The organism is Kitasatospora sp. NPDC028055, assembly GCF_040637885.1.
In the GTDB taxonomy this organism is placed as follows: Bacteria; Actinomycetota; Actinomycetes; order Streptomycetales; family Streptomycetaceae; genus Kitasatospora.
Genome location: NZ_JBEZXE010000054.1, coordinates 26,954 through 50,020, shown reverse-complemented (window position 1 = coordinate 50,020; position 23,067 = coordinate 26,954). Strand labels below are relative to the sequence as shown.

Below are 23,067 nucleotides of genomic sequence, written 5' to 3'. Positions count from 1 at the left end.
CCGGCGGGATCCCCAGCGTGGACTGAGCGGGGCTACGCGCGGTCACCCGCCCGGCCGGTGACCGCGCCTCGCCGGGGGAGTGCCTCCGGGGAGCGCTACCGGGGTGCGTCACTGGGGTACGGCGGCCGGCCGAGCGCCGCACCGGGCGGGCGGCCGCGCTCGGTGCACGGCGGACCGGCCGGGCTCCCCTCCCGCCGGTCAGGGGCGCGGGGCCTTCTCGCCGTGGACGGCGGAGTACTCGGCGGCCAGCCAGGGGGCCAGTCCGTCGATGAGGGCGGCCAGGACCGCGCGGTCGGTGGTGGAGGTGCGGGCGACGGCGGCGGCCAGGCGCATCCGGTCGGCGTGGTCGGGGTAGTGGGCGGCGAAGGCCTCGGCGGAGACGGTGAGGTCGCTGGTCCAGCCGCCCCAGCGGGGCATGACCAGGGTGAAGCCGGTGCGGACGAGTCGGCGGGAGACCGCGCGGCTGAGCGCGGTGAGCTGGGCGTCCGTGTCGGCGGCGGCCAGTCGCTCGCGCCAGCGGGGGAGGGCGAGCGCGAGGTCGCCGTTGGTCTCGCGGGCGAGCAGCGAGTCCGGGCGGTAGCGGGGGAGCCGCTCGGCGAGGTCCTCGCCGAGCAGCGGGGTGCACAGGCAGGCGACGAACCAGCCCAGGTCGTGCCGTTCCAGCTCGCTGAGCAGCGTGCCGGTGCCGAACAGGAGCACGCCGACGCCGTCGACCTGCGGGAAGTCCGCGTCGAGGCCGGCTCCGAGGGCGTCGGCCGCGCGCCGGTCGTCGGGGGTGGGCTCCCGGTGCAGGGCCAGCAGCAGGTCGAGGTCGGAGACGCCGGGGACCGCGGTGCCGCGCGGGATGCTGCCGTACAGGTAGGCGCCGTGCAGCCGGTTCGGGCCGAAGGCGGCGGCGATCCGCGCCCGGGCGGCGTCGACCACCGGCGTGAACTCCGGCCGGACGCGCTCCAGCGAGCCCTCCCGCGCGATGTACCCGTCCTCGTCCAGCCCCTGAGTGTCCATGGCTGAACCCTGCCCCATCGTCACGTCGTCGACCAGCGGATTTCCGTGCACCGCCCGAATTGTCAGTGGTGCGTGCAAGCATCCATCTGCAGACGAACACGAGGGGAATCACGATGGGGACCTGGGGCACCGGCTACTTCGACAACGACACCGCGGCGGATTTCGCCGGTGGCCTGGACGACGCCGCGCCGGGCGAGCGGGCGGCGCTCGTCCGGGCGGCGCTGGAGCGCGCCGCCCGCGGGTCGGAGTACCTGGACGACGACGAGGGCGCGGAGGCCGTCGCGGCGGCGGCGCTGGTCGCCGCCCAGTGCCCCGGCGGTACGGCGGTGACGACCGCCTACGGCCCGGCCGAGCCGATACCCGGGCTGCCCGGCGACCTGCGCGCGCCGGCGGTGGCGGCGCTGGACCGGGTGGTGGCGGAGGGGTCCGAACTGGCCGAGCTGTGGGGCGAGTCGGGGTCCGACCGGGTGTGGCGGCGGGGGATCCGCGCCCTGCGCGAGGTGCTGGAACCGGTGCCGCCGACCGCAGGCGCTCCGCTGCCGGGGCGGTGAGCGGGCGTCAACCGTCCTTGGCGGTGCGCCAGTACGCGAGCGCGGCGAGGCTGGTGGCGGCCCCGAGCGCGCAGACAGCGTGCCAACCGCCCTGGTCGTACACCAGGGTGGAGGCGATGGCGCCCGCTCCGCAGCCGACGGAGTACAGCAGCATGTAGCCCGCGGTCAGGCGGCTCCGGGCCTCGGGACGGACTTGGTAGAGGAGGTGCTGGTTGACCACGTGCACGGACTGGAGGCCGTAGTCGATGACGACCACGGCGAGCACCAGCCACCAGACCGAGTGGGGCAGCAGTGCGGCCGGGAGCCAGGCGGCGAGCATGGCCACCAGGCCGAGGCCGGCGGTGCGTTCGGCGTGGGCGCGGCCGCGGTCGGCCTGGCGTCCCGCGTGCCCGGCGCCGAGTGCCCCGGCGGCGCCGGCCATCCCGAACAGGCCGATCTGGGTGTGGCTGAGCTCGAAGGGCGGTGCGGCGAGCGGGAGGACCATCGGGGTGAGCAGCACGGTGACGGAGGTGAAGGTGAGCAGGGCGAGCACGGCGCGCACGCGCAGTACGCGCTCCTCGGCGAAGAGCGTGAACACCGAGCCGACCAGGCGCAGATAGCGGATCCGCCGGGCCGCCGGGCCGCGGCGTTCGGGCGGTAGGACGGCCGCGACGGCGAAGGCCATGGCGCCGGTCGCGACGGCGGAGGCGAGGTAGACGGCGCGCCAGCCGGCCAGGTCGCCGATCGTCCCGGCGACGGTGCGGGCGAGCAGGATGCCGACCACGATGCCGCTGGTGACGGTGCCGACCACCCGGCCCTGGTCGCCGGGCGCGGCGAGCGAGGCGGAGTGGGCGACGACGACCTGGGCGACGACGGCCAGCACCCCGACGGCCGCCATCGCGGCCAGCAGCAGCGGAGCGGAGGGTGCGACGGCGACGGCGAGCAGGGCGAGGACGGACAGCCCGAGTTGGGCGGTGGTCAGGGCACGGCGGTCGACGTGGTCACCGGGCGGGACGAGCAGGAGCAGGCCGAGCCCGTAACCGACCTGGGTGAGGGTGCCGACCAGGCCGACGGTGGCCGGGTCGATGCCGTAGTCCCGGGCGATCAGGTCCAGCAGGGGCTGGGAGTAGTAGACGTTGGCGACGGCCAGGCCGCACGTGACGGAGAGCAGCCAGGCCGCGGCCGGTGACAGGCCGCGCGGCGGGGTGGCCGCGTGCGTCGCGTGCGTCACGTCGGTGGTGGGCGGGCCGGTGGGAGCAGGGGAGGTCATGAGCGGGTACCCCTCGACGGGCAGCAGTGGTTTCAAAGTGCTACTGCGCCACCCTGGCATATCCTGGTTTCAATAAGCAACCACTGGTTCGGCGGTACGCTGGCCGCCGACCGGTCGAGAGGTGGGACGAAGTGCCGAAACGCACCACGCACGAGGAGTCGACCTGCCCGGTCGCCCGCCCGCTCGACGTGGTCGGCGACGGCTGGACGCTGCTGATCGTCCGGGACGCCTTCGACGGGCTGCGCCGCTTCGGGCAGTTCCAGAAGAACCTGGGGCTGGCCAGGAACATCCTGTCGGCGCGGCTCACCAACCTGGTCGCCACCGGGGTCTTCGAACTCGCCCCGGCCGCCGACGGCAGCCCCTACCAGGAGTACCTGCTCACCGAGAAGGGCCGCGCGCTGTTCCCGGTGATCACCGCGCTGCGCCAGTGGGGTGACGAGTGGTTCTTCGCCGAGGGCGAGCCCCGGGCCCGGCTGGTCGACCGCGCCTCGGGCGCCCCGGTCGCCCCGGTGGAGGTGCGCTCGGCGGACGGGCGGCTGCTCGGCCCGGACGACGCGAAGGTGCTGCTGCCCTGAGACGTGCCGCCGCCACCGGCCGACGGACGGACGGTGGCGGCGGGGCTCCGGCTCGGGACTGCGTCAGGGCGTGGTCGGACAGGGCGGCAGGGTCGACGGCGCCGTGCTCGCACAGGTCGCGGTCGGTGTCCTCGGCGCGGTGCCGGTCGAGGTCGTCGTGCCGGTCGAGGTCGTGGTGCCGGACGAGGTCGTGCCGGTCCCGGTCGTGGTGGTCTTACTGGTCGGTGCCTCGCTGAGCGTCGACGCGGACGAGGAGTGCGTTGTCGCGGTGCTCTCGGAGGGCTTGCCCGAGGTGGTCGACGAGGTGGCCGAGGCCGAGCCCGTCCCGGTGGAGGCACCGGAGGACGTCGCGCCGCTGGACGTCGCACCGCTGGAGGTGGCGCCGGAGGAGGTCGCTCCGGAGGAGGTGGCGCCGCTGGAGGTCGCTCCCGAGGTCGAGGAGGTCGCGCCCGAGGAGGTGGCGCCGGAGGACGTCGCGCCCGAGGAGCTCGCCCCCGATGTGGTCGCGCCCGAGGTCGAGGCCGTCGCCGTCGGCGACGTGGGCTTCCACGGCATGGGCGGCGGAACGCCCGGCACCAGTTGCTTCGGCGGCTCGGTGCGCTTGTCCACCACCTCGATCCGACCGGTCAGCCGGGAGAACCAGCCGCCCGTCTCGATGTTCACCAGGATGATCTCGGTCACCGGCTGCGGGGCCGGCACCACCACGATCAGCGTGGTCGGCTCGAAGCCCGTCCAGGCCTTCCCGGTGTACTTGGCGTTGCTCACCAGCACCGCCGGCTTCAACGGGTTGCCGCAGGCACAGCGCACCCGGGGCACGCCCTGGGCGTCCACCAGGACGGCGGTGCCCGCCTGCAGCACGGACTGGTACTCGACCACGGCGCCGCTCTTGTAGCTGTGGTTGGTCACCCGGGTGTCCACCCGCAGGTACGCCGAGGTCAGCGAGCGCAGGTAGGACGGGATCGCGGACTGCTCGATGCCCGCCGCCGAGGCCCAGGCCCGTCCGGCGTCACCGCTGGAGACCATGCCGATCAGCCGTTCGGTGTCACAGCTGGGCCGGTTCATCGTCCCGCCGTACAGCCCGGCCGAGCTGCCCTGCACGCTGTGCAGGACGGCGGGGGAGCCGGCCTTGGAGGTGCCGCCCGGTTGCGGCGCCGTGCTGGTGGGAGCGGGGGCCGGGGCACTCACGCCCTGGGTTTCCACCGATGGGGTGAACGGCGCCGGTCCGGGGTCGGCCGGGGTCTGGAGGGCGACCTCGTTGGCGGTCGGGACGGCCTCGTTCTTGCCGCCCTGGTTGTTGACGATCAGCACCGTCGCCACCACGGCCGCCACCAGCACGCCCGCCGCGACCGACAGCCCCTTCCTTGAGCGCCACCACGGCGTGCGCGGACCGCGCCCGCTGCCCGCGCTGGAGCCACCCCCACCGCCCCCGGACGGCCCCGACGGGCCGGAGGGCGGCGGCGGTACGGACGGTGGTCCGCCCGTGCCGCCACCCGAGGGGGGACCGGCCAGCGGGCCGGACGGGGGACCGGAGGGCGGGCCGTAGGGCGGCTCGCTCGGCGGGCCGGACGGGGGCGGTTGGGAACTCATCGAGGCTCCGTTTCGCAGGCGGCCGACACGTACGGTCGGCACGGGAAGCTCCTGCCACTGGGTTCCATTTCTCCCCCGGCGCCCCGTTCGCCGCAACAGCAGGTGGCCCCGCCGTCGCCGAGCGTGCCCCGCGGCAGTCGGTCACCCTGGGAACGGACCAGGCCCGTTCGAGCAGAGGGAGGCGGCATGCAGCAGCCCACCACCGGGGCCGCCGGCCCGCCCGGAGTCGTCCGCGGCTGGCTGGACGCGCTCGCCGTGGTGCTGGCCGGTCTCGTCGCGATGGCGGCGGTGGCCGCGCTGGGCCTCTGGCTGGCCGGCGCGAGCGACCTCCCGGCGGGCGGCTTCCCGCCGGTGCTCGCCGCGACGCTGGCGCTGGCCGTCGGCGGTTCGGTCCAACTCGACGGCGGCGCGGGCAGCTTCGCGGCGGTGGACGCCGGGGTCAGTGCGATGCCGCTGAGCGTCTCGCTGGTCGGTGCGGTGGTGATCTCCGAGGTGTTCCTGCGTCAACTGCGGTTCCGCGCGGTCGCGGGCGGCGGTGAACTGCTGGGCCGGATCGCCCGGACGGTGGTGCTCTGGCTGATCGCCCTGGTGGTGATCACCGTCACCGCCAAGCACACCTTCGTGATCCAGCTCGGCGGCAGTCTGGTGGAGACCATCGGCGGCGCGCTCGGGCTCACCCCGGAGGTCGGCTTCCACGCGGACGGCGCCACCACCATCGGCATCGGGCTGGCCTGGCTGCTGCTGGTGTTCGCCGCGGTCTTCGCGGTCTCCCGCCGGGCGCCGCTGCCGCGCGGCCTGCTGCGCTACCAACTCGCCGTCCGCCCGGCCGCGTTCGCGCTCTGGGCGGTCCTGCTCGGGTACGTCGCGATCGGCGCGGTGGCCGGGGTCGTCACCGCGCTCGTGCACGGCAACGCCCGCTCGACCATGGCCGTGCTGCTGCTCGCCCTGCCCGACCTGGTCTGGCTGGCCTTCGGTCTCGGCCTCGGTGCCGTCTGGCACGGCCGGCTGGTCGGCGCGCTCGGCCTGCCCGTCCCCCAACCGCTCAGCGCGGTGCTGCGCGCCCCCGGCGGGAAGGAGGCGACCATCGACCTCGGCACCCTGGCCGACCACGACGCGCGCAGCTGGTGGCTGCTGCCGGTGGCCGCCGTGCTGCTGACCGGCGCCGCCTTCCTGGCCGCCCGCCGCTCGCCGCGGAGCGTTCGGCTCTGGCAGCACTCCGTCCGCTTCGCGCTGGCCACCGCCGTCACCGTGCTGCTGGTCGGCCTGTGGACCCGGATGGACGCCGACTACGGGCTGTCCGTGCTGGGCGTCGGCCTCGGCCAGGGCGGACTGGGGGACCTGCTCGGCGCGGTGCTCGGCGGGGACAACCCGGTGTCGGCGCTGGGCAGCGGCAGCCTGACGCTGCGCCCGGAGCTGTGGACGGCGGTGCCGCTGGCGGCCGGCTGGGGGCTGCTGACCGGACTGCTCGGGGCGCTGCTGGCGGCCCGGGTGCGGCACCCCGGGGAGGTCACCGGCGAGGGCGCCGGGAAGGGCGCCGCAGCGAGCGGCGGAGCGGCGGGCAGCGGAGCGGGCCCCGGCGGCTGAGCCCGCCCCGACACCCGCCCCGGTGCCCGCTCCGCCCCGACAGCCGCCCCGGCCTCAGAGCAGTTCGGCGAGCAGGACGGCCGCCGCCGGGACCGCCTGGCCGAGCGCGCCGCGCCACAGCTTCGGCTCCGAGACGAACAGGGTGGCCCCGCCGGCCACCATGAAGGCCGCGATGTAGAGGATCACCGGCCGCCCCGCCCCGGAATGCCCGGTGTGCAGCAGGACCAGCCCGGTGACCAGCCCGAGGGCCAGGAACAGGTTGTAGAAGCCGACGTTGAACCGCCACAGCCGGACCTCCGGGGCGTCCGCCGTGCTGCCGGTGAGCAGGTAGCGCACCCTCGGGTGCCCGTACAGGTAGCTCTCCAGCGGCCACACCACGAGGTGGATCGCGGCGGCGAGCATGGCGAAGACCTGGCTCACGGCGTTCATGGTCGACGGCTCCCTAGGACAGGCCCTGACGGTCCCGGTACGGCGGGTGGACGACCGGGCCGGCCCAGGCGGGCGGGTCCGGCACCGGGGTGGGGCCGGGGGCCCGGGCGACCGCAGGGACGACCCGGGTGGGCGGGCCGTCCGCCGTCCAGGGCACGGGGCCGTTGGCCGCGCGCAGCTCGGCGACGAACTGCAGGCAGCTGTCGTACCGCTCCCCGGGTGTCTTGGCGAGCGAGCGGGCCACCGCGGCGTCGACCGCCTCGGGGAGGTCCGGGCGGTGCCGGTGCAGTTCGGGCGGCGGGTCGTTGAGGTGGGCCCAGAGCAGTGCGAGGTCGCTCTCCCGGCGGAACGGCGGGGTGCCCGCGAGCATCTCGAAGACCACGCAGCCGAGCGCGTACTGGTCGCAGCGCCCGTCCAGCGGCCGGCCGGAGATCTGCTCGGGCGCGGCGTAGTCGAGGGTGCCGACGATCTGGCCGACGCTGGTCAGCCCGCTGAGCGAGAGGGACTTCTTGGTGAGCCCGAAGTCCGCCAGGTAGAGGTGCTCGGGGTGCTCGCTGTCGGTGCCGGCGGCGACCAGGACATTGCCGGGCTTGACGTCCCGGTGCACCAGTTGGTGATCGTGCGCGGCGTCCAGGGCGGAGGCGATCTGCAGGGCCAGCCGGGTGGCGCGCTCGATCGGGAGCGGGGCGTCCCGGTTGATCAGCGCGCGCAGGTCGCCGCCCTCGACGTAGCGCATCGCCAGGTAGAGGATGCCGTCGTGCTCCCCGGCCTCGAACACCGGGACGATGTGCGGGTGGTCGATCCCGGCGGCGGCCTCGGACTCGTGCATGAAGCGCTGCCGGAAAACCTCGTTGCGGGCCAGCTCGGGGGCCAGCAGCTTGACCGCGACGGTTCGGCCGAGCCGCAGGTCCTTGGCCCGGTAGACCACCGCCATCCCGCCGCGCCCGATCTCCTGCTCCAGCCGGTAGCCCGCCACCTTCCGCCCGACCAGGCCGGCGGGCAGCCCGCTTTCCGAGGCCGGGGCCGAGGGCGAGGGCGAGGGCGAGGGCGGGGCCTGGGCGGAGGCCGTGGCCGGGGGCCGTTCGGCGGGGGTCACGGCTCAACCGTCCGGGTGGGCGCGTACGGGCCCTGCGCCTGCGGGTCGGGCACCGGTGCGGCTCCCGGCGCGGCCGCGGGCCCGACGGCCGCCTGCCGATCGGTGGCAGCCTGCCGGTCGGTGGCCGCCTGCCGGTCGACAGCTGGTTGCCGGTCGACGGCCGGCCGGCGGTCGGTGGCTGCGTAGGTCTGCAACTGGAGCCCGTCGCAGTAGCACCAGCGGTCGTGCACCGGATCGAACACCCAGAGCTCCTCGCCGTCCGCCACCAGGCCGATCCGCAGGCCGCGGGTGCGCTCCCGGAAGGACTCCAGGTCCAGGGCGCCCGTGGCGAGGTCCTCCAGCAGGGTGCGGTGCCGGGCCAGTGCGGCCCCGGCCTCGGCGAGCGCGGGCCGGGGGTCGGCGGTGCGGGCGGGCGGTCCGTCCGCGGCGGGGGGCGGCTGGGGCAGCACGACCAGCAGCCGGGCGTCCACCCAGGCGGTCCAGCCGTTGGAGCAGAGCACCTGGCCCCAGTCGCCCTGCCGGGCGATCAGCCGGACCGGGAGCAGCGGGTCGAGCCGGGCGGAGGGCCGTGCCGGGTCCGGCGCCGTCCAGGTCGCCAGGCCGTCCGGCGGGGCGACGTGGGTGGGGCGGAACGCGAACTCGTCCATGGGCGGCTACATTCCCTCCGCCGCGCCGACCGGTGCCGGGGGGCAGGGGTCGCGAGCGGCATTCGCACCGCAGTTCGTCTCCCACTCTACCGGCGGGGGCGGGGGCGGCTACTTGCGCATGACGGTCGGCTCGTGCCGCCGCAGCAGGGCGAGCACCGCGAGCCCGTACGCCGCCGCGAGGGCGGCCAGCGCGCCCATCGAGACCAGCCACCCGGTGCGCTCCGGGCGGAACATCGGGTCCGCGGTGATCGAGCTCGGCACGGTGAGCCGGCTCAGGTCGACGGTGCGGGCCATCGCCGACAGGCCCCACCGGGACGGCACCAGCCAGGCGAACTGCTCCAGGCCGGGCACGCCGTGCAGCCGGAGCATCAGGCCGCTGAACACGACCTGGACGATCGCGAGGAGCACCAGCAGCGGCATGGTGGCCTCCTCCTTGGCGACCAGCGCGGAAACCACCAGTCCCAGCATCATCGAGGTGAACGCCAGCAGCGCGATCGCGACGATCAGCTCCGGCAGCTGGGGCATCAGCACGCCGCTGGTCACCGGCGGCGGGGCGTTCGGGCCGGGCCGCGCGGTGAGTGTGACCCCGGCCAGGCCGACCACCGTCAGCACCGCGGCCTGCGCCACGGTGACCGCGCCGAGCACCACCACCTTCGACACCAGGTACGCCGACCTGGACAGGCCGACCACCCGCTCCCGCCGGTAGATCGGGCGCTCCTTGACCACCTCGCGCACCGCGTTGGCCGAGCCGGTGAGCACCCCGCCGAGACAGAGCGTGAGCAGGCAGTTGATGGCGTTCTCGAAGGTGAGCCGGCTGCCGGCCATCGCCCGGCACATCAGGCCGATGATGAACGGCAGCACGATCATCACGGTCAGGAACAGCCGGTCGGCGGCGAGCACCGCGGCGTACCGGCGCACCAGAGTGCCCAGCTGGGAGAACCAGCCCTGCGGCTTCTCCCGGCCGACGGGCGGCCCGGCCCGCCCGGCCGGCTCCGGTGGGCGCGCCGGGCTCACCGGGTGCGCCGCCTCGGCCGTCACGTACCGCTGGTACTGCGGCGAGGCGCGGAAGCGCTCCCGGCAGAGCCCCTCGGAGTCGTTCTCGAAGGCCTCGAAGGCCTCCGGCCACTCCGCCTCGCCGAAGTACGCCAGTGCCTCGGTCGGCGGCCCGTAGTAGGCGGTCCGGCCGCCGGGGGCGAGCACCAGCAGGCGGTCGCACACGTTGAGGCTCAGCACGCTGTGCGTCACCACGACCACCGTGCGGCTGTCGTCGGCCAGGCCGCGCAGCAGGTGCATCACCGAGCGCTCCATGCCCGGGTCCAGGCCGGAGGTCGGCTCGTCCAGGAAGAGCAGGGAGGGCTTGGTGAGCAGCTCCAGCGCGATGCTGACCCGCTTGCGCTGGCCGCCGGAGAGGCTGGCGATCACCTGCTGCTCCCGCGCCTCCAGGCCCAGTTCGCCGATCACCTCGGAGACCCGGTGCTCCCGCTCCTCCTTCGCGGTGTCCCCGGGGAAGCGCAGCTCGGCGGCGTACGACAGGGCGCGGCGGACGGTCAGCTGGGTGTGCAGGATGTCGTCCTGGGGGACGAGGCCGATCCGGCGGCGCAGCTCCGCGTAGTCGCGGTAGAGGTCGCGCCCGTCGTACAGCACGGTGCCCTCGTCGGCGGGGCGCAGCCCGGTGAGGGCGTTGAGCAGGGTGGACTTGCCGGCGCCGCTCGGTCCGGCCACCGCGAGCAGGGCCTTCTCGGCGAGCGGGAAGCTCACGTCGTCCAGCAGCACCCGCTGGTCCGGGCCGACCCGGACGACCAGGTGCTGGACGTCCAGCGAGACCTCGCCGGTGTCGGTGTACTCGACCAGCCGGCCGTCGGCCAGGCAGAGCGAGGAGTGGCCGATGCCGACCAGGTCGGCCGGGCCGACCGGGGCGCGGCGCACCGGGCGGCCGTTGAGGTAGGTGCCGTTGTGGCTGTCCAGGTCGACGATCTCGTGCCCGCCGTCCGGCAGTTCGCGCAGCTCGGCGTGGTGCCGGGAGACCACCAGGTCGTCCAGGACCAGGTCGTTGTCGGGGGCGCGGCCGATCCGCAGGGTGTGGCCGGGCAGTTCCAGTACCGCGCTCGGGCTGCGGAAGGTGCCGGAGCTCTGCGGGGCGAGCAGTACCGTGCGTTCGCCGGGGGCGGGGTCGGGCAGGCCGGCGAAGGTCGCGGACGGGCCGGTGGCCGGATCGCCGAAGCGCAGCCTGGTGCCCGGGCCGACGTCCTCGTGGTCGATCCGTTGGCCCTGGTCGTAGGTGCCGTTGGTGCTGCCGACGTCCTCCAGCAGCCAGTGGTCGTCGGTGGCGCGCAGCACCGCGTGGTGCCAGGAGACCCGGGGGTCGTCCAGCACGATCTCGCTGGTCGGGTCCCGGCCCAGGTGGTAGGCCCGGGTGGGGTCGATCAGCCGGGATTCGCGGTCGGTGACCAGGACGAGGGGCGGCGCGGTGGGTGCGCCGGGGCGCTGTCCCATGCTCGGCATTCTATCGTCGGCGGGCCCGAACGGCCTTTCCGGATCCTGACATTGGACTGGACCACTGTCTCGGCGCGGCGCTATCGTTCGCCGTGCCCGCAGGCCGAACCACCGGATGGGAACCCATGACGATCTGGCCGCAGCCGCGCAGCTCCCGGACCGTCCGCGCCGGCCGGGCCGACGGCCGGGTGCTGCGCCTGGGCCTGATGGACACCATGCTCGCCGACCTCGCCGTCTCCGTCGTGCTCTGCTTCGACCGGCCGCTGGACGAGGACCGGCTCGCCGCCGGACTCGCCCTCGCCCTGGAGCGGGTGCCGGTGTTCGCCGGACGGCTGCGCACCGAGGACGGAGCGCTCCGGGCGGTCTGCGACGACTCCGGGGTGCCGCTGGCGGTCTGCACCGTGGACGGCACGCTCGCCGAGGCGATGGGCCGGGTGGTCATCGCCGGCTCCGGACTGGTCGACCCGGTGGACGCCGTCGCCGCGCGCACCGGTGGCGCCCCGCTGTTCACCGTCCGGCTCACCCGGACCGCCGACGGCGGGACGGTGCTCGGCTGCTCCTGGCACCACGCGATCGGGGACCTGCACAGCTTCGTGCTGCTGCTGCGGATCTGGTCCGCGGCGGTCGCGGGCGAGCCGCTGCCGGAGGCCGAACTCGTCGACGACCAGGACGCGTTGCTGGACGCCGTGCTGCCGACCGAGGACTGCGGACGCCCCGGCTTCCGGCTGCCGGGACCGGCGGAGGCGGTGCAGCTGGCCCGCGAGATCGCGGCCGGACCGCGCGCCAACCGGACCGTCCAGATCGCCTTCACCGAGGCCGAGGTCGACCGGATGCGCGAGGAGTTCGGGGCGGCCGCCGGGCGACGGCTCTCCGCCGGGGACGTGCTCTGCGCCCATGTGCTCGCCACCCTGCGGGAGTTGGACGGCGACCTGGCCGAGCGGATGCTGACCGTCCCGGTCAACGCCCGCCGCTGGCTGGGCCTTTCGCCCGCCCTGGTGGGCAACCTGCTGAGCGAGGTGCACGTGCCGCACCGGCCGAAGGACGGCCCGGCGGTACTGGCGGCCGCGCTGCGGACGGCGGTCGAGGAGTTCCCGACCGCCCACCTCAACCTGCGCTCCAACCTGGACTTCCTGGCGGGGCTGGGCCGTTCACGACTGGGGGAGTGCGTGCCGCTGGGCTTCGACCCGCAGCAGCGCCGGTTCAGCTTCTCCAACTGGAGCCGCTTCGGCGCCTATCGGGTGAGCTTCCAGGGCTGCTTCCCGGTGCTCGTCAGTCCGGCCGCCAACTATCCGCTCCCCTGGGTGAGTTGGACGATCGAGGGGTATCGCGGCGAGGGGTGGCTCAGCACGGTGGTGCTGCCCGCCCGGCTCGCCGCCCGGGTGCGCGGGGCGGACGGCCGGGCGGCGCTGCACCGGTTCCGGGCGGCGGGCGACGCGCCGCCCGCCTCGGCGGCGGTGCTGCCGAAGGTGCTGTGACGGCGGGCGCCGGGTGGGTCCGGAAGGCCCTGGGATGGTCTAGAAGGACTGCTCGATCGCGGTCCACAGCCGCAGTCGGGCTTCCAGCGCCGTCCGGACGGTCTCGGCGCAGGAGTCCCACAGGGTCTGGTCGTCGCCGCACAGGTCGATCAGCATCTGCATCGCCATCGGGGTGTGCTGCTCGCCGTCCACCTCGATGTGGCGGGCCAGGTAGTCCTTGAAGACGGTGAGCACGCCGTCGGGGTCGTCGATGCCGACCACCTGGGTGAACATGTCCGGGATCAGGTCCTCGCGGCCGAACGCGAAGGCGGCGGCCCGGGCGTGCACCGGCGCGTTCTCCACGATCGACCAGGTGACGGAGGTGAAGTCCACCGCCGGGGCCGGCACCCCGGCGCCCTTGAGGGCCTCCGGCACGGCCGTACCGGAGCCCAGCAGCGCCAGGAAGTCCGCCACCGGGCGGGGGTCGGCGCCGGCCTGGCGCATGCCCTCGACGTACAGCTCGAAGTGGCTGGTGTAGCCCTCGCCCAGCTCGTCGCTCTCCTCCACCAGGACGATCTCGTTGATCAGCCGGCGGCTGGCGGTCGGGCCGCTCGGCACCCACGGCACGTCCACGCAGGTGAGGTCGCGCTGGAGGCTCTTGAGCAGCGACATGAAGTCCCAGACCGCGAAGACGTGGCTGTTCAGGAAGGTGCGGACGCGCGCGATGCTGGTCAGCGAGCGGTAGACGGAGTGCTCGACGACCTCGCGGCGCAGCGGGTCGATGGCCTGCTGGAGGCTGGTGAGGCCGGGGTGGGAACGGTCCCAGTGGTAGCGGTTGGTCGACATCGGTGCTCCTGTTCTCGGGGCGGGGGGATCGCCGCCACGGTGGTGGCCGGGGGGTGTCGTGACGGGGGTCGGGGGTGGGTGGCGGCGGTCAGCGGGCCTTCATGACGGACCGCAGAGCGTGCCGCAGCTGCTCGCGGCCGGGCTGGACGGCTCGGTCGAGGGCCGGCGCGAAGGGCAGCACCGCGCCGTCCGGGCGGGTGATCCGGCGCGGCGGGGCGATCAGCCGCAGCTCCTCCGCGGCGGTGGCGAGCACCTCGGCGCCGAAGCCGCAGCTGCGGTTGGAGTCGTCCACCACGACCAGCCGGCCGGTGCGCTCCAGCGACTCGGCGAGCGCCGGCCAGTCGAAGGGGTGGACGGTGCGCGGGTCGAGCACCTCGACCGAGAGCTCCGGTGCCAGCTCCTCGGCGACGGCCAGGGCGTCGTGCACCAGGTGCCCGAGCGCGACCAGGGTGACGTCCGTGCCGGGCCGGTGGACCCGGGCCCGGCCGAGCGGCACGGGGGAGAGCTCCCAGGTCACCGTCTCGCGCACCGGCAGGGCGGCCGCCGGGGCGAACACCACCACCGGGTCCGGGTCGCGGATCGCCGAGCGCAGCAGCCCGTAGGCGTCGGTCGGGGTGGCGGGCACCACGGTCTTCACCCCGGCGTGCGCGAACAGGCTGTACGGGTGGTCGGAGTGCTGCCCGGCCCAGCCGTCCCGGGAGCCCGAGCCGGGCACCAGGCAGGTCAGCGGGACGGCCGCCTGGCCACCGGTCATCAGCGAGAACTTGTGCGCCTGGTTGACGAGTTGCTCGAAGACCAGGAAGAGCAGCGAGGGGATCTGGAACTCCAGCACCGGCCGCCGCCCGGCCAGTGCGGCGCCCATCGCCATCGCGGTGAAGGCCTGTTCGGAGAGCGGGGTGTCGACGATCCGCTCCGGGCCGAAGCGGTCCAGCAGGCCCAGGGTGGGGCCGGCCAGACCGGCGCCGATGTCCTCGCCGAACACGCAGACCGCCGGGTCCGCGGCGAGTTCGTCGGCCAGTGCCCGGTTGAGCGCCTTGGTGTACGAGAGCCTGGTCACGCCGACACCCCCGCCCGGGGTCGCAGGCCGTCGGCGTACAGGTGGTCCAGTGCGCCGGCCGGGTCCGGGTGGGCCGAGGCCAGAGCGAACTCCTCGGCGGCGGCGAGCTGTTCGTTCACCGAGCGGTCCAGTTCGGCGACGGTGGCCCGGTCCAGCGGGGCGGCGGCCCGGGCCAGCGGGTCGCGCTCGCGCCAGGCCGCGACCTCCTCGGGGGCGCGGTAGCGCAGTTTCATCCGGCGTTCCATGGTGTGGTGGCCCTCGTAGCGGTAGGTGCGGCACTCCAGGAAGCCGGGGCCGCCGCCGACGCGGGCCCGCTCGACGGCGCGCAGGGCGGCGGCCCGGACGGCCTCGGTGTCCATGCCGTCCACCTGCTCGGCGGGGATGCCGAAGGCGGCGGCCCGGCCGGTGGCGGTGCCCGCGACGGCGGTCGCGGCGGGCAGGGTGGTGGCGTAGCCGTTGTTCTCACAGACGAAGAGCACCGGCAGCCGCCACATCGCCGCGAGGTTGAGCGACTCCAGCAGCACGCCCTGGTTGAGCGCGCCGTCGCCGAAGAAGGAGACCGCGACCGGGCTGCCCGCGACGCCGGCTCCGGTGCCGGTGCCGCCGCCGGCACCGGCCGCGGCGTGCTTGGCGGCCCAGGCGGCGCCGACCGCGATCGGCGCCCCGGCGCCGACGATGCCGTTGGCGCCGAGGATGCCCAGCGAGAGGTCGGCGGCGTGCATCGAGCCGCCCCGGCCGCCGTTCAACCCGTCGACCCGGCCAGCGAGTTCGGCGAGCAGCCGGTCCGGTGCGGCGCCCCGGGCGAGCACGTGGCCGTGGCCGCGGTGGGTGCTGGTCAGCCGGTCGGCCGGGCCGAGCGCCGAGCAGACACCGACCGCGACGGCCTCCTGCCCGATGTACGGGTGGATGCCGCCGGGGATCGCGCCGGACTTCACCAGGCCGAGCGCCAACTCCTCGAAGCCGCGGATCAGCCGCAGCATCCGGTAGCGCTCGGCCGGGGTGGCCAGCGGTGCGGTCACGGCGGCGGTCGGTGCGGTCACAGGGTGCCCCGCCAGACCGTCGGGCAGAACGCCGGGTCGGCGTAGTCCGGTCGGCCGTCGGCGGTGCGGCGCACCAGCACGTCGTGGTTGTACACCACCGGGCCGCCGTCCGGCCGAACGCGGTGCCGGTACTCGTTGGCGCCGTCCTGGAGGTGCAGCGAGACGGCCCGGCGGGGGAAGGAGGCCAGGTTGGGGCCGCTGCCGTGGTAGGTGCGGCAGTGGTGGAAGGACAGGTGGCCGCGCGGGATCAGCATCGGGACCTTCCGCACCTGCTGCCCGTTGAACGCGGCGTTGGCGTCCAGGATGGCGTCCAGCTCGGACTTGTCGCGGTCGGCGAAGTGCCGGGTGGAGTCCTCGTCGGAGGGCATCTCCCGCCAGCGGTGGCTGCCGTCGACCATGGTGATGGTGCCGTTCTCCTCCCGGCAGTCGTGGAACGGGATGAAGGCGGTGAGCATGTTCTGGGAGGTCGAGGTCTGCCAGTAGTGCTTGTCGAAGTGCCAGGGCACGTGGTTGCTGGGCTCCCCGGGCACCGGCGGCTTGTAGATCAGGGTGGCCTGGAAGATCCGGATCTCCTCGGCCCCGGCGAGCAGCGCGGCGACCGCGCCGACCACCGGCTTGCGCAGGATCGCGCCGATCGCGTCGCTCTGGTGGTGGACGTAGTCGTTGTGCCGCTGGACCGGCCCGTGCGAGGGCTCCCAGGCGGCCAACCTGGGTGGGCGGACGGGGAGTTCGCGGTCCCGGTGGCCCGCGTAGTAGAGCTCGGTGGCGGCCTGGAGGGTGTCCAGCTCCTCGTCGGTGAACAGCCGGCGGGAGAGGTACCAGCCGTGCTCGCGGTAGTGCGCCACCTCCTCGGGGGTGGGCAGCAGGGCGTGTTCGGCGGCGGTGAGGCGGAACTCGGTGACGGTGGTCATCGGTGGTGCTTCCCTTCTGGGGGCGGTCAGCGGGCGGCGGCGGTCTGTCGCTCGACCGCCTCGTAGAGCGCCTTGATGTTCGCGGTGCCGAACGTGCCCGCGCCCTGGCGCTCGATCAGTTCCAGGAAGGAGGTGCGCCGGGGGTGGGTCGAGCGGGCGAAGATCTGGAACAGCTGGCCGCCGTGGTCCTGGTCCACCAGGACGTGCAGGTCGCGCAGGGTCTCCACGGGGATGGCCGTCCGGCCGAGCCGCTCGGTGAGCGCGTCGAAGTAGGCGCCCGGGGTGGTCAGGAACTCCACGCCGCGGGAGCGGGCGGTGCGTACGGCGGTGGCGATGTCGTGGGTGCTGAACGCCAGGTGCTGCACCCCGGCGCCGCCGTGGGCGGAGAGGAACTCGTCGATCTGGCCCGGGCGGCGGGCGGTGTCGGGCTCGATCAGGGTGAAGGTGACCAGGCCGGAGGCGCTCTGCACCACGGTGGAGTCCATGGCCTGCTCGCCGACCTCGATGTACTCCTCGAAGATCGCGTGGAAGCCGAGCACGGCCTCGCAGAACCGTACGGCGTCGGCGAGTTCGCCGCCGGGCAGGCAGATCGCGACGTGGTCGAGGGCGTCCAGCAGTCCGGACCCGGCGGCCTCGTCGGGCCCGGCGGCCTCGTCGGGCCCGGGGGTGTGCATCGAGGTGAACCGCAGGGCGGTGTCGCCGAATCCGGCGATCAGCCCGGCCTCCCGGTCCAGTACTCGGGCGCCGTGCCGTTCGGCCCGCTCCAGGGCGGCCTTCGGGTCGGCGCAGCCGAGGGCGAGCGCGGCGACGCCGTCGCCGTGCCGGGCGACGTAGGCGGACACCGGGTGGCCGGGGTCGGCGGCGGAGGTCAGGCGCAGCCGGATCGAGCCCTGGGCGAGGTCGATGGAGCGGGTGCCGTCCGCCGAGGTGGTCGGGGGTGCGGCGGTGAAGTCGTAGTCGGCGTGCAGTTCGGCGGCGGTCTTGTCGGCGTCCGCGCAGTGGAACTCGACGCGGGCGATGGTCTGGATGGACAACGGGATCTCCCCCCGGAGGGATGGTGGTTCGAGGATCGGCGCGCTGCCGGGCGGCGCTGCCCGGCAAGGACCCGCAGGAGCTGGGCCGTGTCTCGGCCTAGCGCGTACGGACGGAGGCCGGGCCGAGGATCAGGCTGAGGTTGTGGCCGCCGAAGGCGAAGGCGTTGCTCAGTGCGGCGCGCACCGGGGTGGACCGGGCGGCGCCCCGGACGTGGTCCAGCTCGCAGGCCGGGTCCGGGTCGACCAGGTTGAGCGTCGGCGGCAGCGTCTCCCTCGCCACCGCCAGGGCCGTCACCGCCGCCTCCAACGCGCCTGCGGCGCCCAGGAGATGGCCGGTGGCGCCCTTGGTGGAGCTGACCGCCGGCCGGTGCGCGCCGAAGACGGCGTGCAGGGCGGCGGTCTCCGCCACGTCACCGAGCTTGGTGCCGGTGCCGTGGGCGTTCACGTAGTCGATGTCCTCCGGGGCCAGGCCCGCGTTGGCGAGCGCGGCGCGCATCGCGTCGGCGGCGCCGGCGCCGTCCGGGCGGGGCATGGTCGGGTGGTGGGCGTCGGTGGAGGCGCCCCAGCCGAGCACGTCCGCGTAGCCGGTGGCGCCGCGCGCGGCGGCGTGGCTCGCGCTCTCCAGGACGAGGACGGCGCTGCCCTCGCCCAGCACGAAGCCGTTCCGCCGGCTGTCGAAGGGCCGGCTGGACTGCTCCGGATCCTCCCAACCCTGCGCCAGGGCCCGGGCGTTGGTGAAGGCGGCGGCGATGGTCGGGTGCAGCGAGGACTCGGTGCCGCCGCACACCACCACCTCGGCGTCGCCCGCGCGGATCAGCCGCAGCCCCTCGGCGATCGCCTGGGCGCCGGCCGCGCAGGCCGTCACCACGGCCGAACTGTAGCCCCGGATACCGTACTTGATGGCGATCCGGGCGGCGGCCATGTTGGAGAGCATGCCGGGCAGCAGGTACGGGCTGACGCCGGGGCGGCCGCGCTCCAGCCGGCGGTGCGACTGCTGCTCGAAGGTCTCCAGGCCGCCGCCCCCGGTGGCCAGCACCACGGCGGTGCGGTGCGGGTCGGCGTCCCGGCCGACCACCAGGGCGGCGTCGGCGAGTGCGTCCTCGGCGGCGGCCAGGGCGAGCAGTACGAAGCGGTCCACGCAGCGGGTCTCGGTGGGCGGCAGCACCTCGCGGCCGTCCACGGCGGGGGCGATCCCGGCGGCGGGCAGCCAGCCGTGCGCGGGGTGGTCCTCGGGGACGGCCCGCAGGCCGGAGCGGCCGGCGGCCAGGGCCTCGAACACCTCGGCGGGCCCCCGGCCGAGCGGGGAGACCAGGCCGATGCCGGTGATGACGGCGGCTTCGCGTCCGGTCATCGGGCGCTCACCGCCGCCAGGTGGCGCTCACGCAGCAGCACCTTGCGGACCTTGCCGGTCGGGCCGAGCGGGATGTCGTCCCCGGTGACCACCAGGACCTGGCGGACGGTCCCGGCGGTGGCCTCGTCCAGGGCGGCGACCACGGCCTCGGCGCGCTCGGCGTCCGGGCCGGTGCCGCGCCGGGCGTCCTGGGCCAGGAGCAGCAGCACGTCGGTGACCACCTGCTCGCCGTCCCGGACGGCGACCACCGTGCAGTCCAGCACGTCCGGGCGGGCGGCCAGCACGCGCTCCTCCGACATCGCGGTGAACAGCCGCTTGCCGTCGGCGAGTTCGAGCGAGTCCACGGCCCGGTCGACGTGGTACCAGTAGCCCTCCTCGTCCCGGTACATCAGGTCCCCGGTGAGGAAGCGGCCGCGCAGCCGGGTACGGAAGGTGGTGGCCGAGTCGTTCCAGTAGCCGAGCGCCAGGGTCGGTGAGGCGGTGGCGAGTTCGCCGACCTCGCCGGGGCCGAGCGGTTCGCCGTCCGGGCCGACCACCTCGCAGTCGACGAAGGCGTGCGGGCGGCCGACGCAGCGGCCGTAGCGGTCGGTGCCGGGGCCGTGGGTGATGAAGAAGTGCGAGTGGCCCATCTCGGTGGAGCCGAGGCCGTCCACGAACAGCGAGCCGGGCAGCCTGGTGCGGCCCTGGCGGGTGACGGTCTCCCGGCTGCCGGTGGCGATCAGCCGGCGGATGTGCACCTCGTGGGCGCAGTCGCCGGTGTTCCACCAGAGCGCCACGGACGCCAAGTCCCGTGCGGCCAGGTCGTGGTGGGCGAGGTCGGCCCAGGTGGCGGCGAAGCCGATCACCCCGGTGGGGTGCCACTGCTCGATCGCGTCCAGCACACCGGCGCCGGACTGGCCGGAGAGGCAGGCCAGCTCGGTGTGCGAGCTGAGCGCGAGGTTGAGCGCGATCAGGGTCGCGGCGTGCGGGGCGGGCAGGGCGCTGAGCATCCGGTCCTGGCCCTGCGGGCGGGGCAGCCGCAGCCGGTGGCGGATCGCCGCGTACAGACTGGCGTGCGAGTGCACCACGGCCTTCGGCATGCCGGTGGTGCCGGAGGAGTGGGTGATCGCCACCGGGTCGCCGGACCAGTGCCGGTAGGGCTCCGGGGCGGCGTCCGGGTCGCCCGCGCCGAGGGTGGAGATCTCCGGGAGCAGCGGTGCGCCCGGGTCGTGCTCGGCCAGGGCGGCCAGGTGGGCCTGGTCGGCGAGTACCCCGGCGGCGCCGAGCCGGGCGATGTAGCGGGCGGCGCGCTCCGCGTCCAGGTTGGGGTTGAGCAGGGCGGGGACGGCGCCGAGGCGGGCCAGGGCGAGGAAGGCGAGCACGTGGTCGGCGGCGCTGCTCGCGTGGACCACCACCGGGTCACGCGGGGTGATGCCGAGGCCGTGCAGGGCGGCGGCGCGGGCCCGGACGGCCCGGTCGAGCTCGCGCAGGGTGAGCGGCTGCCAGGCGGGGTGGCCGTCCACCGGGGTGTCGAAGGTGAGCAGCGGCTCGTCGAGCCCCTGGCCGAGGGCGATCCGGGCGGTCAGCACGTTGCCGGCGCCCACGTCGGGGTCGTCCGCGAGCTGGGTGCGGAGACTGCGGATGGTCACGGGGGTGGATCCCTCCCTCGGGGCCGGGGCGGCCCGGGCGGCTGATCGGGTGGCGGGGTGCGGCCGGCGCGGACGGCGGCCGGGCGGTGGTGGGGCGTCGGCCGTGGCGGGGCGTCGGCGGTGCGAGGGTGGGCCGGGCGGGTCGCTGGTGTGCCGGGTGCGGCTGCGTCAGGCGGCGGGCCTCATCGATGGCTACGGGCGCCGCCGGCCCGCGGGTTCAGCCGACGGGCCCGGTGAGCAGTGCGGCCACGGCGTGGTCACCGTCGGGGCCCTGCTCGGCGGCGATCACCAGGACGTGGTCGGCGTCCCCGTCGGCCAGCAGCAGTGCGGCCAGCTCGTACGCGTCCACGGGGACGGTGCCGGGTACGGCCTCGGCCGGGCTGATCGCCGCGACGGGGCCGGTCAGGCCCCAGCGGGCGGCGATGTGCCCGAGGACGGCGTTGGGGTTGGACTGGAAGAACAGCAGCGGGGCCGGGCGGTGTCCGGGCTCCGCGCTCCGGTCGATGGCGCGCGCGGTGGCGAGGTCGCCGCTCGCGCTGGCGAGCAGCAGGGCGGTGCGCCCGGGGGCGGGCGGCGGGCCGTGGTGGGCCCGCAGGCAGCGGTCGGCGGTGTCGGCGATCAGCGGGGCGAGGCCGGCAGGGGTGAAGCCGGGCAGCGGTGGCGGGGGCCCGGGGAGGTCCGGGCCGGGGCGGCGGGCCTCGGCGAGGACGCGCGGGGCGGCGGTGGCGGGGGTGGTCATCTGTGGGTGTCCGGGATCAGGCGGCGGCCAGCAGCAGGGCGGTGTTGGCCCCGCCGAAGGCGGAGTTGAGGGTCAGCGCGTAGTCGGGGCGGGCGGTGTGCGGGCCGTCCAGCACGAGGTCCAGCCGGACGTCGGGGTCGGGGCCCAGCCAGCCGGCGTTGACCGGGGTCAGTCCGCTTTCCAACGCGCCGACGGTGACGGCGAGTTCGAGCAGGGCGGAGGCCTCCAGGGCGTGGCCGTGCACGGACTTGCTGGAGCTGACCGGCAGTTGTTCGGTGTGCGGGCCGAACACCGTGCGCAGGGCGGTGGCCTCGGCCCGGTCGGCGAGGTCGGAGCCGGTGCCGTTGGCGTTGACGTAGCCGACCTGCTCCGGGGCGATGCCCGCGCGGCCCAGCGCGGCCTCGATCGCCCGGGCGACCCCGGCGCCGTCCGGCTCCGGGCGGCAGACGTGGTGGGCGTCCCCGGCCCGCCCCCAGCCGGCCAGCCGGGCGAGTGCGGGAGCCGAGCGCCGTTCGGCGGCCGGGGCGGACTCGACCAGGACGGCGACGGCCGCGTCGCCGAGCAGGGTGCCGGTGCGGCCGGTGCTGAACGGGCGCAGTTCGCCGTCCCGGGCCAGGGCGCGTCCGGCGTCGAAGACGGCGAACACCCCGGGTTCGACCAGGTGCCCGGCCGCGACCAGGACCCGTTCGTGCCGGCCGGCGGCGACCAGGGCGGCGGCGTCGGCGACCGCGGTGGCGGCCGCCACGCAGGCCCCGGTGTACACCCGGGTGACGCCCGGCGCGCCCCAGTGCGCCCGGACCCCGGCGGCCACGGCGTCGGCGGTGGCGCGGGTGCGTTCGTCGCTGTGCAGGGCGAGCAGGACGGGCATCCCGGCGCCCTCGGCGGCGGTCAGCCCGGCCTGCCGGCCGGCCTGTCCGATCGCCTCCAGCACGGCCCTGGCCAGCGGGAAGGTGCTGGCCAGCGGCACCGTCCCGGGCAGCAGGGCGGCCTGGGTGGTGCGGCGCCCGCTCACGTCGAAGCGGGCCACCTCGGTGAAGGCGGCCTTGCCGTGGGCGGCGGCCTCGGTCAGCGCGGCGAGCCCGCGCCCGGCGGCGCTGAGCACCCCGACGCCGGTGATGACCGGGCGGGCGGCGGGCGCCACAGGCCGGGGTGCGGCGGGACGGGGTGCGGCGGGCCGGTGCGTGGCGGGCCGGTGCGTCGGGGCGGACGTGCCGGTGGCGGTCACGGCCGCGCTCCGGCGCGGGCGGCCAACACCGTCTCGCGCAGCAGCTCGGTGGCGTCCTCGACCGTCCGCACGGCGCCGAAGTGCTCGTCGTCCAGGTCCAGCTGGATTCCGTAACGCTGCTCGAACTCGGCTATCAGCCAGGTCAGTTCGAGCGAGCCGAGTTCCTCGGGCACGGTGTCGGCGGCGCGCTGCCCGAACGCCGCCAGCATCGTCAGGACCTCGGCCCGGTCGGGGAGCGCACCGGGGGCGGAGCCCGCGGGGCGGGCGGAGTCGCTCACGCCGCGCTGCCGGTGGCGGCGGGGAGGGCGTCGATCCGCTTGACCACGTCGGCGGTGAACTCGTCCAGCGTCATCATCGCGGTGGTCTCCATCTCGTCCAGGTCGAACTTGATCCCGAACTCGTCCTCGACCTGCACCGAGAGTTCGGCCAGCGCGAGCGATTCGAGGTCCAGCCCGGCCGGTCCGAGGTCGGTGTCCCCGGTGACCTCGGAGACGTCGTACTGCATCTCGGTGAGGGCGGCCAGAACGAACGCGCGGATGCGGTCCTGCATGATGGTGGGCTCCTTG

Annotated in this window: 22 protein-coding genes; 4 read left to right on the top strand and 18 right to left on the bottom strand. The window is 75.3% G+C overall.

Going from position 1 to position 23,067, the window contains the following annotated elements; genetic code table 11:
* Positions 1-198: 198 nt before the first annotated feature.
* Entirely contained in the window at positions 199-1,005 is an 807-nt protein-coding gene (locus tag AB0F71_RS34405) for a nucleotidyltransferase domain-containing protein (protein ID WP_360243209.1), read from the bottom strand.
* A 113-nt stretch (positions 1,006-1,118) separates the two neighbouring features.
* Here AB0F71_RS34405 and AB0F71_RS34400 point away from each other — a divergent pair, with 113 nt between their 5' ends.
* Positions 1,119-1,556, top strand: a complete 438-nt coding sequence (locus AB0F71_RS34400) for a DUF4259 domain-containing protein (protein WP_360243206.1) — start codon at positions 1,119-1,121, stop codon at positions 1,554-1,556.
* A 7-nt stretch (positions 1,557-1,563) separates the two neighbouring features.
* Here AB0F71_RS34400 and AB0F71_RS34395 read toward each other — a convergent pair whose 3' ends face one another.
* Entirely contained in the window at positions 1,564-2,805 is a 1,242-nt protein-coding gene (locus AB0F71_RS34395) for an MFS transporter (protein ID WP_360243203.1), read from the bottom strand.
* 131 nt (positions 2,806-2,936) lie between these two features.
* Between AB0F71_RS34395 and AB0F71_RS34390 the strand changes: the two genes are divergently transcribed.
* Positions 2,937-3,380 carry a helix-turn-helix domain-containing protein gene (locus AB0F71_RS34390; RefSeq protein WP_360243200.1) on the top strand — a complete coding sequence of 148 codons (444 nt, stop codon included), beginning with the start codon at positions 2,937-2,939 and terminating at the stop codon, positions 3,378-3,380.
* Between the two features lie 63 nt (positions 3,381-3,443).
* Here AB0F71_RS34390 and AB0F71_RS34385 read toward each other — a convergent pair whose 3' ends face one another.
* A complete protein-coding gene (locus AB0F71_RS34385) occupies positions 3,444-4,715 on the bottom strand; it encodes a DUF6777 domain-containing protein (RefSeq protein ID WP_360243197.1) in 1,272 nt (423 codons plus the stop codon).
* A gap of 438 nt (positions 4,716-5,153) precedes the next feature.
* On the opposite strand from AB0F71_RS34385, the gene AB0F71_RS34380 reads away from it, so the two are divergent.
* A complete protein-coding gene (locus AB0F71_RS34380; protein WP_360243194.1) occupies positions 5,154-6,551 on the top strand; it encodes a streptophobe family protein in 1,398 nt (465 codons plus the stop codon).
* Between the two features lie 54 nt (positions 6,552-6,605).
* On the opposite strand, the gene AB0F71_RS34375 is transcribed toward AB0F71_RS34380, so the two are convergent.
* The 4 genes from AB0F71_RS34375 to AB0F71_RS34360 all read right to left on the bottom strand — a co-directional run bounded on the left by AB0F71_RS34375 (position 6,606) and on the right by AB0F71_RS34360 (position 11,216).
* Entirely contained in the window at positions 6,606-6,980 is a 375-nt protein-coding gene (locus AB0F71_RS34375) for a DUF1304 family protein (protein ID WP_360243191.1), read from the bottom strand.
* Between the two features lie 13 nt (positions 6,981-6,993).
* A complete protein-coding gene (locus AB0F71_RS34370) occupies positions 6,994-7,983 on the bottom strand; it encodes a serine/threonine-protein kinase (protein WP_360243211.1) in 990 nt (329 codons plus the stop codon).
* Positions 7,984-8,072: 89 nt separating this feature from the next.
* Positions 8,073-8,723 (bottom strand): hypothetical protein, encoded by a 651-nt coding sequence (locus tag AB0F71_RS34365; protein WP_360243189.1) that lies wholly within the window; start codon positions 8,721-8,723, stop codon positions 8,073-8,075.
* A 108-nt stretch (positions 8,724-8,831) separates the two neighbouring features.
* Complete coding sequence (locus AB0F71_RS34360) at positions 8,832-11,216, bottom strand: FHA domain-containing protein (protein ID WP_360243186.1); 2,385 nt, start codon at positions 11,214-11,216, stop codon at positions 8,832-8,834.
* Positions 11,217-11,341: 125 nt separating this feature from the next.
* Here AB0F71_RS34360 and AB0F71_RS34355 point away from each other — a divergent pair, with 125 nt between their 5' ends.
* A complete protein-coding gene (locus tag AB0F71_RS34355; protein ID WP_360243183.1) occupies positions 11,342-12,691 on the top strand; it encodes an acyltransferase in 1,350 nt (449 codons plus the stop codon).
* Positions 12,692-12,730: 39 nt separating this feature from the next.
* Here the strand turns inward: AB0F71_RS34355 and AB0F71_RS34350 are convergent, their stop codons facing one another.
* The 11 genes from AB0F71_RS34350 to AB0F71_RS34300 all read right to left on the bottom strand — a co-directional run bounded on the left by AB0F71_RS34350 (position 12,731) and on the right by AB0F71_RS34300 (position 23,051).
* Complete coding sequence (locus tag AB0F71_RS34350) at positions 12,731-13,516, bottom strand: DUF3050 domain-containing protein (RefSeq protein WP_360243180.1); 786 nt, start codon at positions 13,514-13,516, stop codon at positions 12,731-12,733.
* Positions 13,517-13,604: 88 nt separating this feature from the next.
* Positions 13,605-14,573, bottom strand: a complete 969-nt coding sequence (locus tag AB0F71_RS34345; RefSeq protein ID WP_360243177.1) for a transketolase C-terminal domain-containing protein — start codon at positions 14,571-14,573, stop codon at positions 13,605-13,607.
* Positions 14,570-15,613 carry a thiamine pyrophosphate-dependent dehydrogenase E1 component subunit alpha gene (locus AB0F71_RS34340; protein ID WP_360243174.1) on the bottom strand — a complete coding sequence of 348 codons (1,044 nt, stop codon included), beginning with the start codon at positions 15,611-15,613 and terminating at the stop codon, positions 14,570-14,572. Before AB0F71_RS34340 ends, AB0F71_RS34345 begins: the two co-directional genes overlap by 4 nt.
* The gene (locus tag AB0F71_RS34335) at positions 15,610-16,524 is read right to left on the bottom strand and encodes a phytanoyl-CoA dioxygenase family protein (RefSeq protein WP_360243171.1); all 915 of its coding nucleotides are present in this window, start codon (positions 16,522-16,524) and stop codon (positions 15,610-15,612) included. Before AB0F71_RS34335 ends, AB0F71_RS34340 begins: the two co-directional genes overlap by 4 nt.
* A gap of 26 nt (positions 16,525-16,550) precedes the next feature.
* Positions 16,551-17,558: a 4-hydroxyphenylpyruvate dioxygenase gene (gene hppD, locus AB0F71_RS34330; RefSeq protein ID WP_360243168.1), complete on the bottom strand. Its 1,008-nt coding sequence runs from the start codon at positions 17,556-17,558 to the stop codon at positions 16,551-16,553.
* 97 nt (positions 17,559-17,655) lie between these two features.
* Positions 17,656-18,909 (bottom strand): beta-ketoacyl-[acyl-carrier-protein] synthase family protein, encoded by a 1,254-nt coding sequence (locus tag AB0F71_RS34325; RefSeq protein WP_360243165.1) that lies wholly within the window; start codon positions 18,907-18,909, stop codon positions 17,656-17,658.
* A complete protein-coding gene (locus AB0F71_RS34320) occupies positions 18,906-20,537 on the bottom strand; it encodes a class I adenylate-forming enzyme family protein (RefSeq protein ID WP_360243162.1) in 1,632 nt (543 codons plus the stop codon). Before AB0F71_RS34320 ends, AB0F71_RS34325 begins: the two co-directional genes overlap by 4 nt.
* A 217-nt stretch (positions 20,538-20,754) precedes the next feature.
* A complete protein-coding gene (locus AB0F71_RS34315; protein WP_360243159.1) occupies positions 20,755-21,276 on the bottom strand; it encodes a hypothetical protein in 522 nt (173 codons plus the stop codon).
* Between the two features lie 16 nt (positions 21,277-21,292).
* Positions 21,293-22,501, bottom strand: a complete 1,209-nt coding sequence (locus tag AB0F71_RS34310; RefSeq protein WP_360243156.1) for a beta-ketoacyl synthase N-terminal-like domain-containing protein — start codon at positions 22,499-22,501, stop codon at positions 21,293-21,295.
* Positions 22,498-22,779 carry an acyl carrier protein gene (locus AB0F71_RS34305; protein ID WP_360243153.1) on the bottom strand — a complete coding sequence of 94 codons (282 nt, stop codon included), beginning with the start codon at positions 22,777-22,779 and terminating at the stop codon, positions 22,498-22,500. The genes AB0F71_RS34310 and AB0F71_RS34305 overlap by 4 nt, the downstream gene beginning before the upstream one ends.
* Entirely contained in the window at positions 22,776-23,051 is a 276-nt protein-coding gene (locus AB0F71_RS34300; RefSeq protein ID WP_360243150.1) for an acyl carrier protein, read from the bottom strand. The genes AB0F71_RS34305 and AB0F71_RS34300 overlap by 4 nt, the downstream gene beginning before the upstream one ends.
* Positions 23,052-23,067 lie beyond the last annotated feature (16 nt).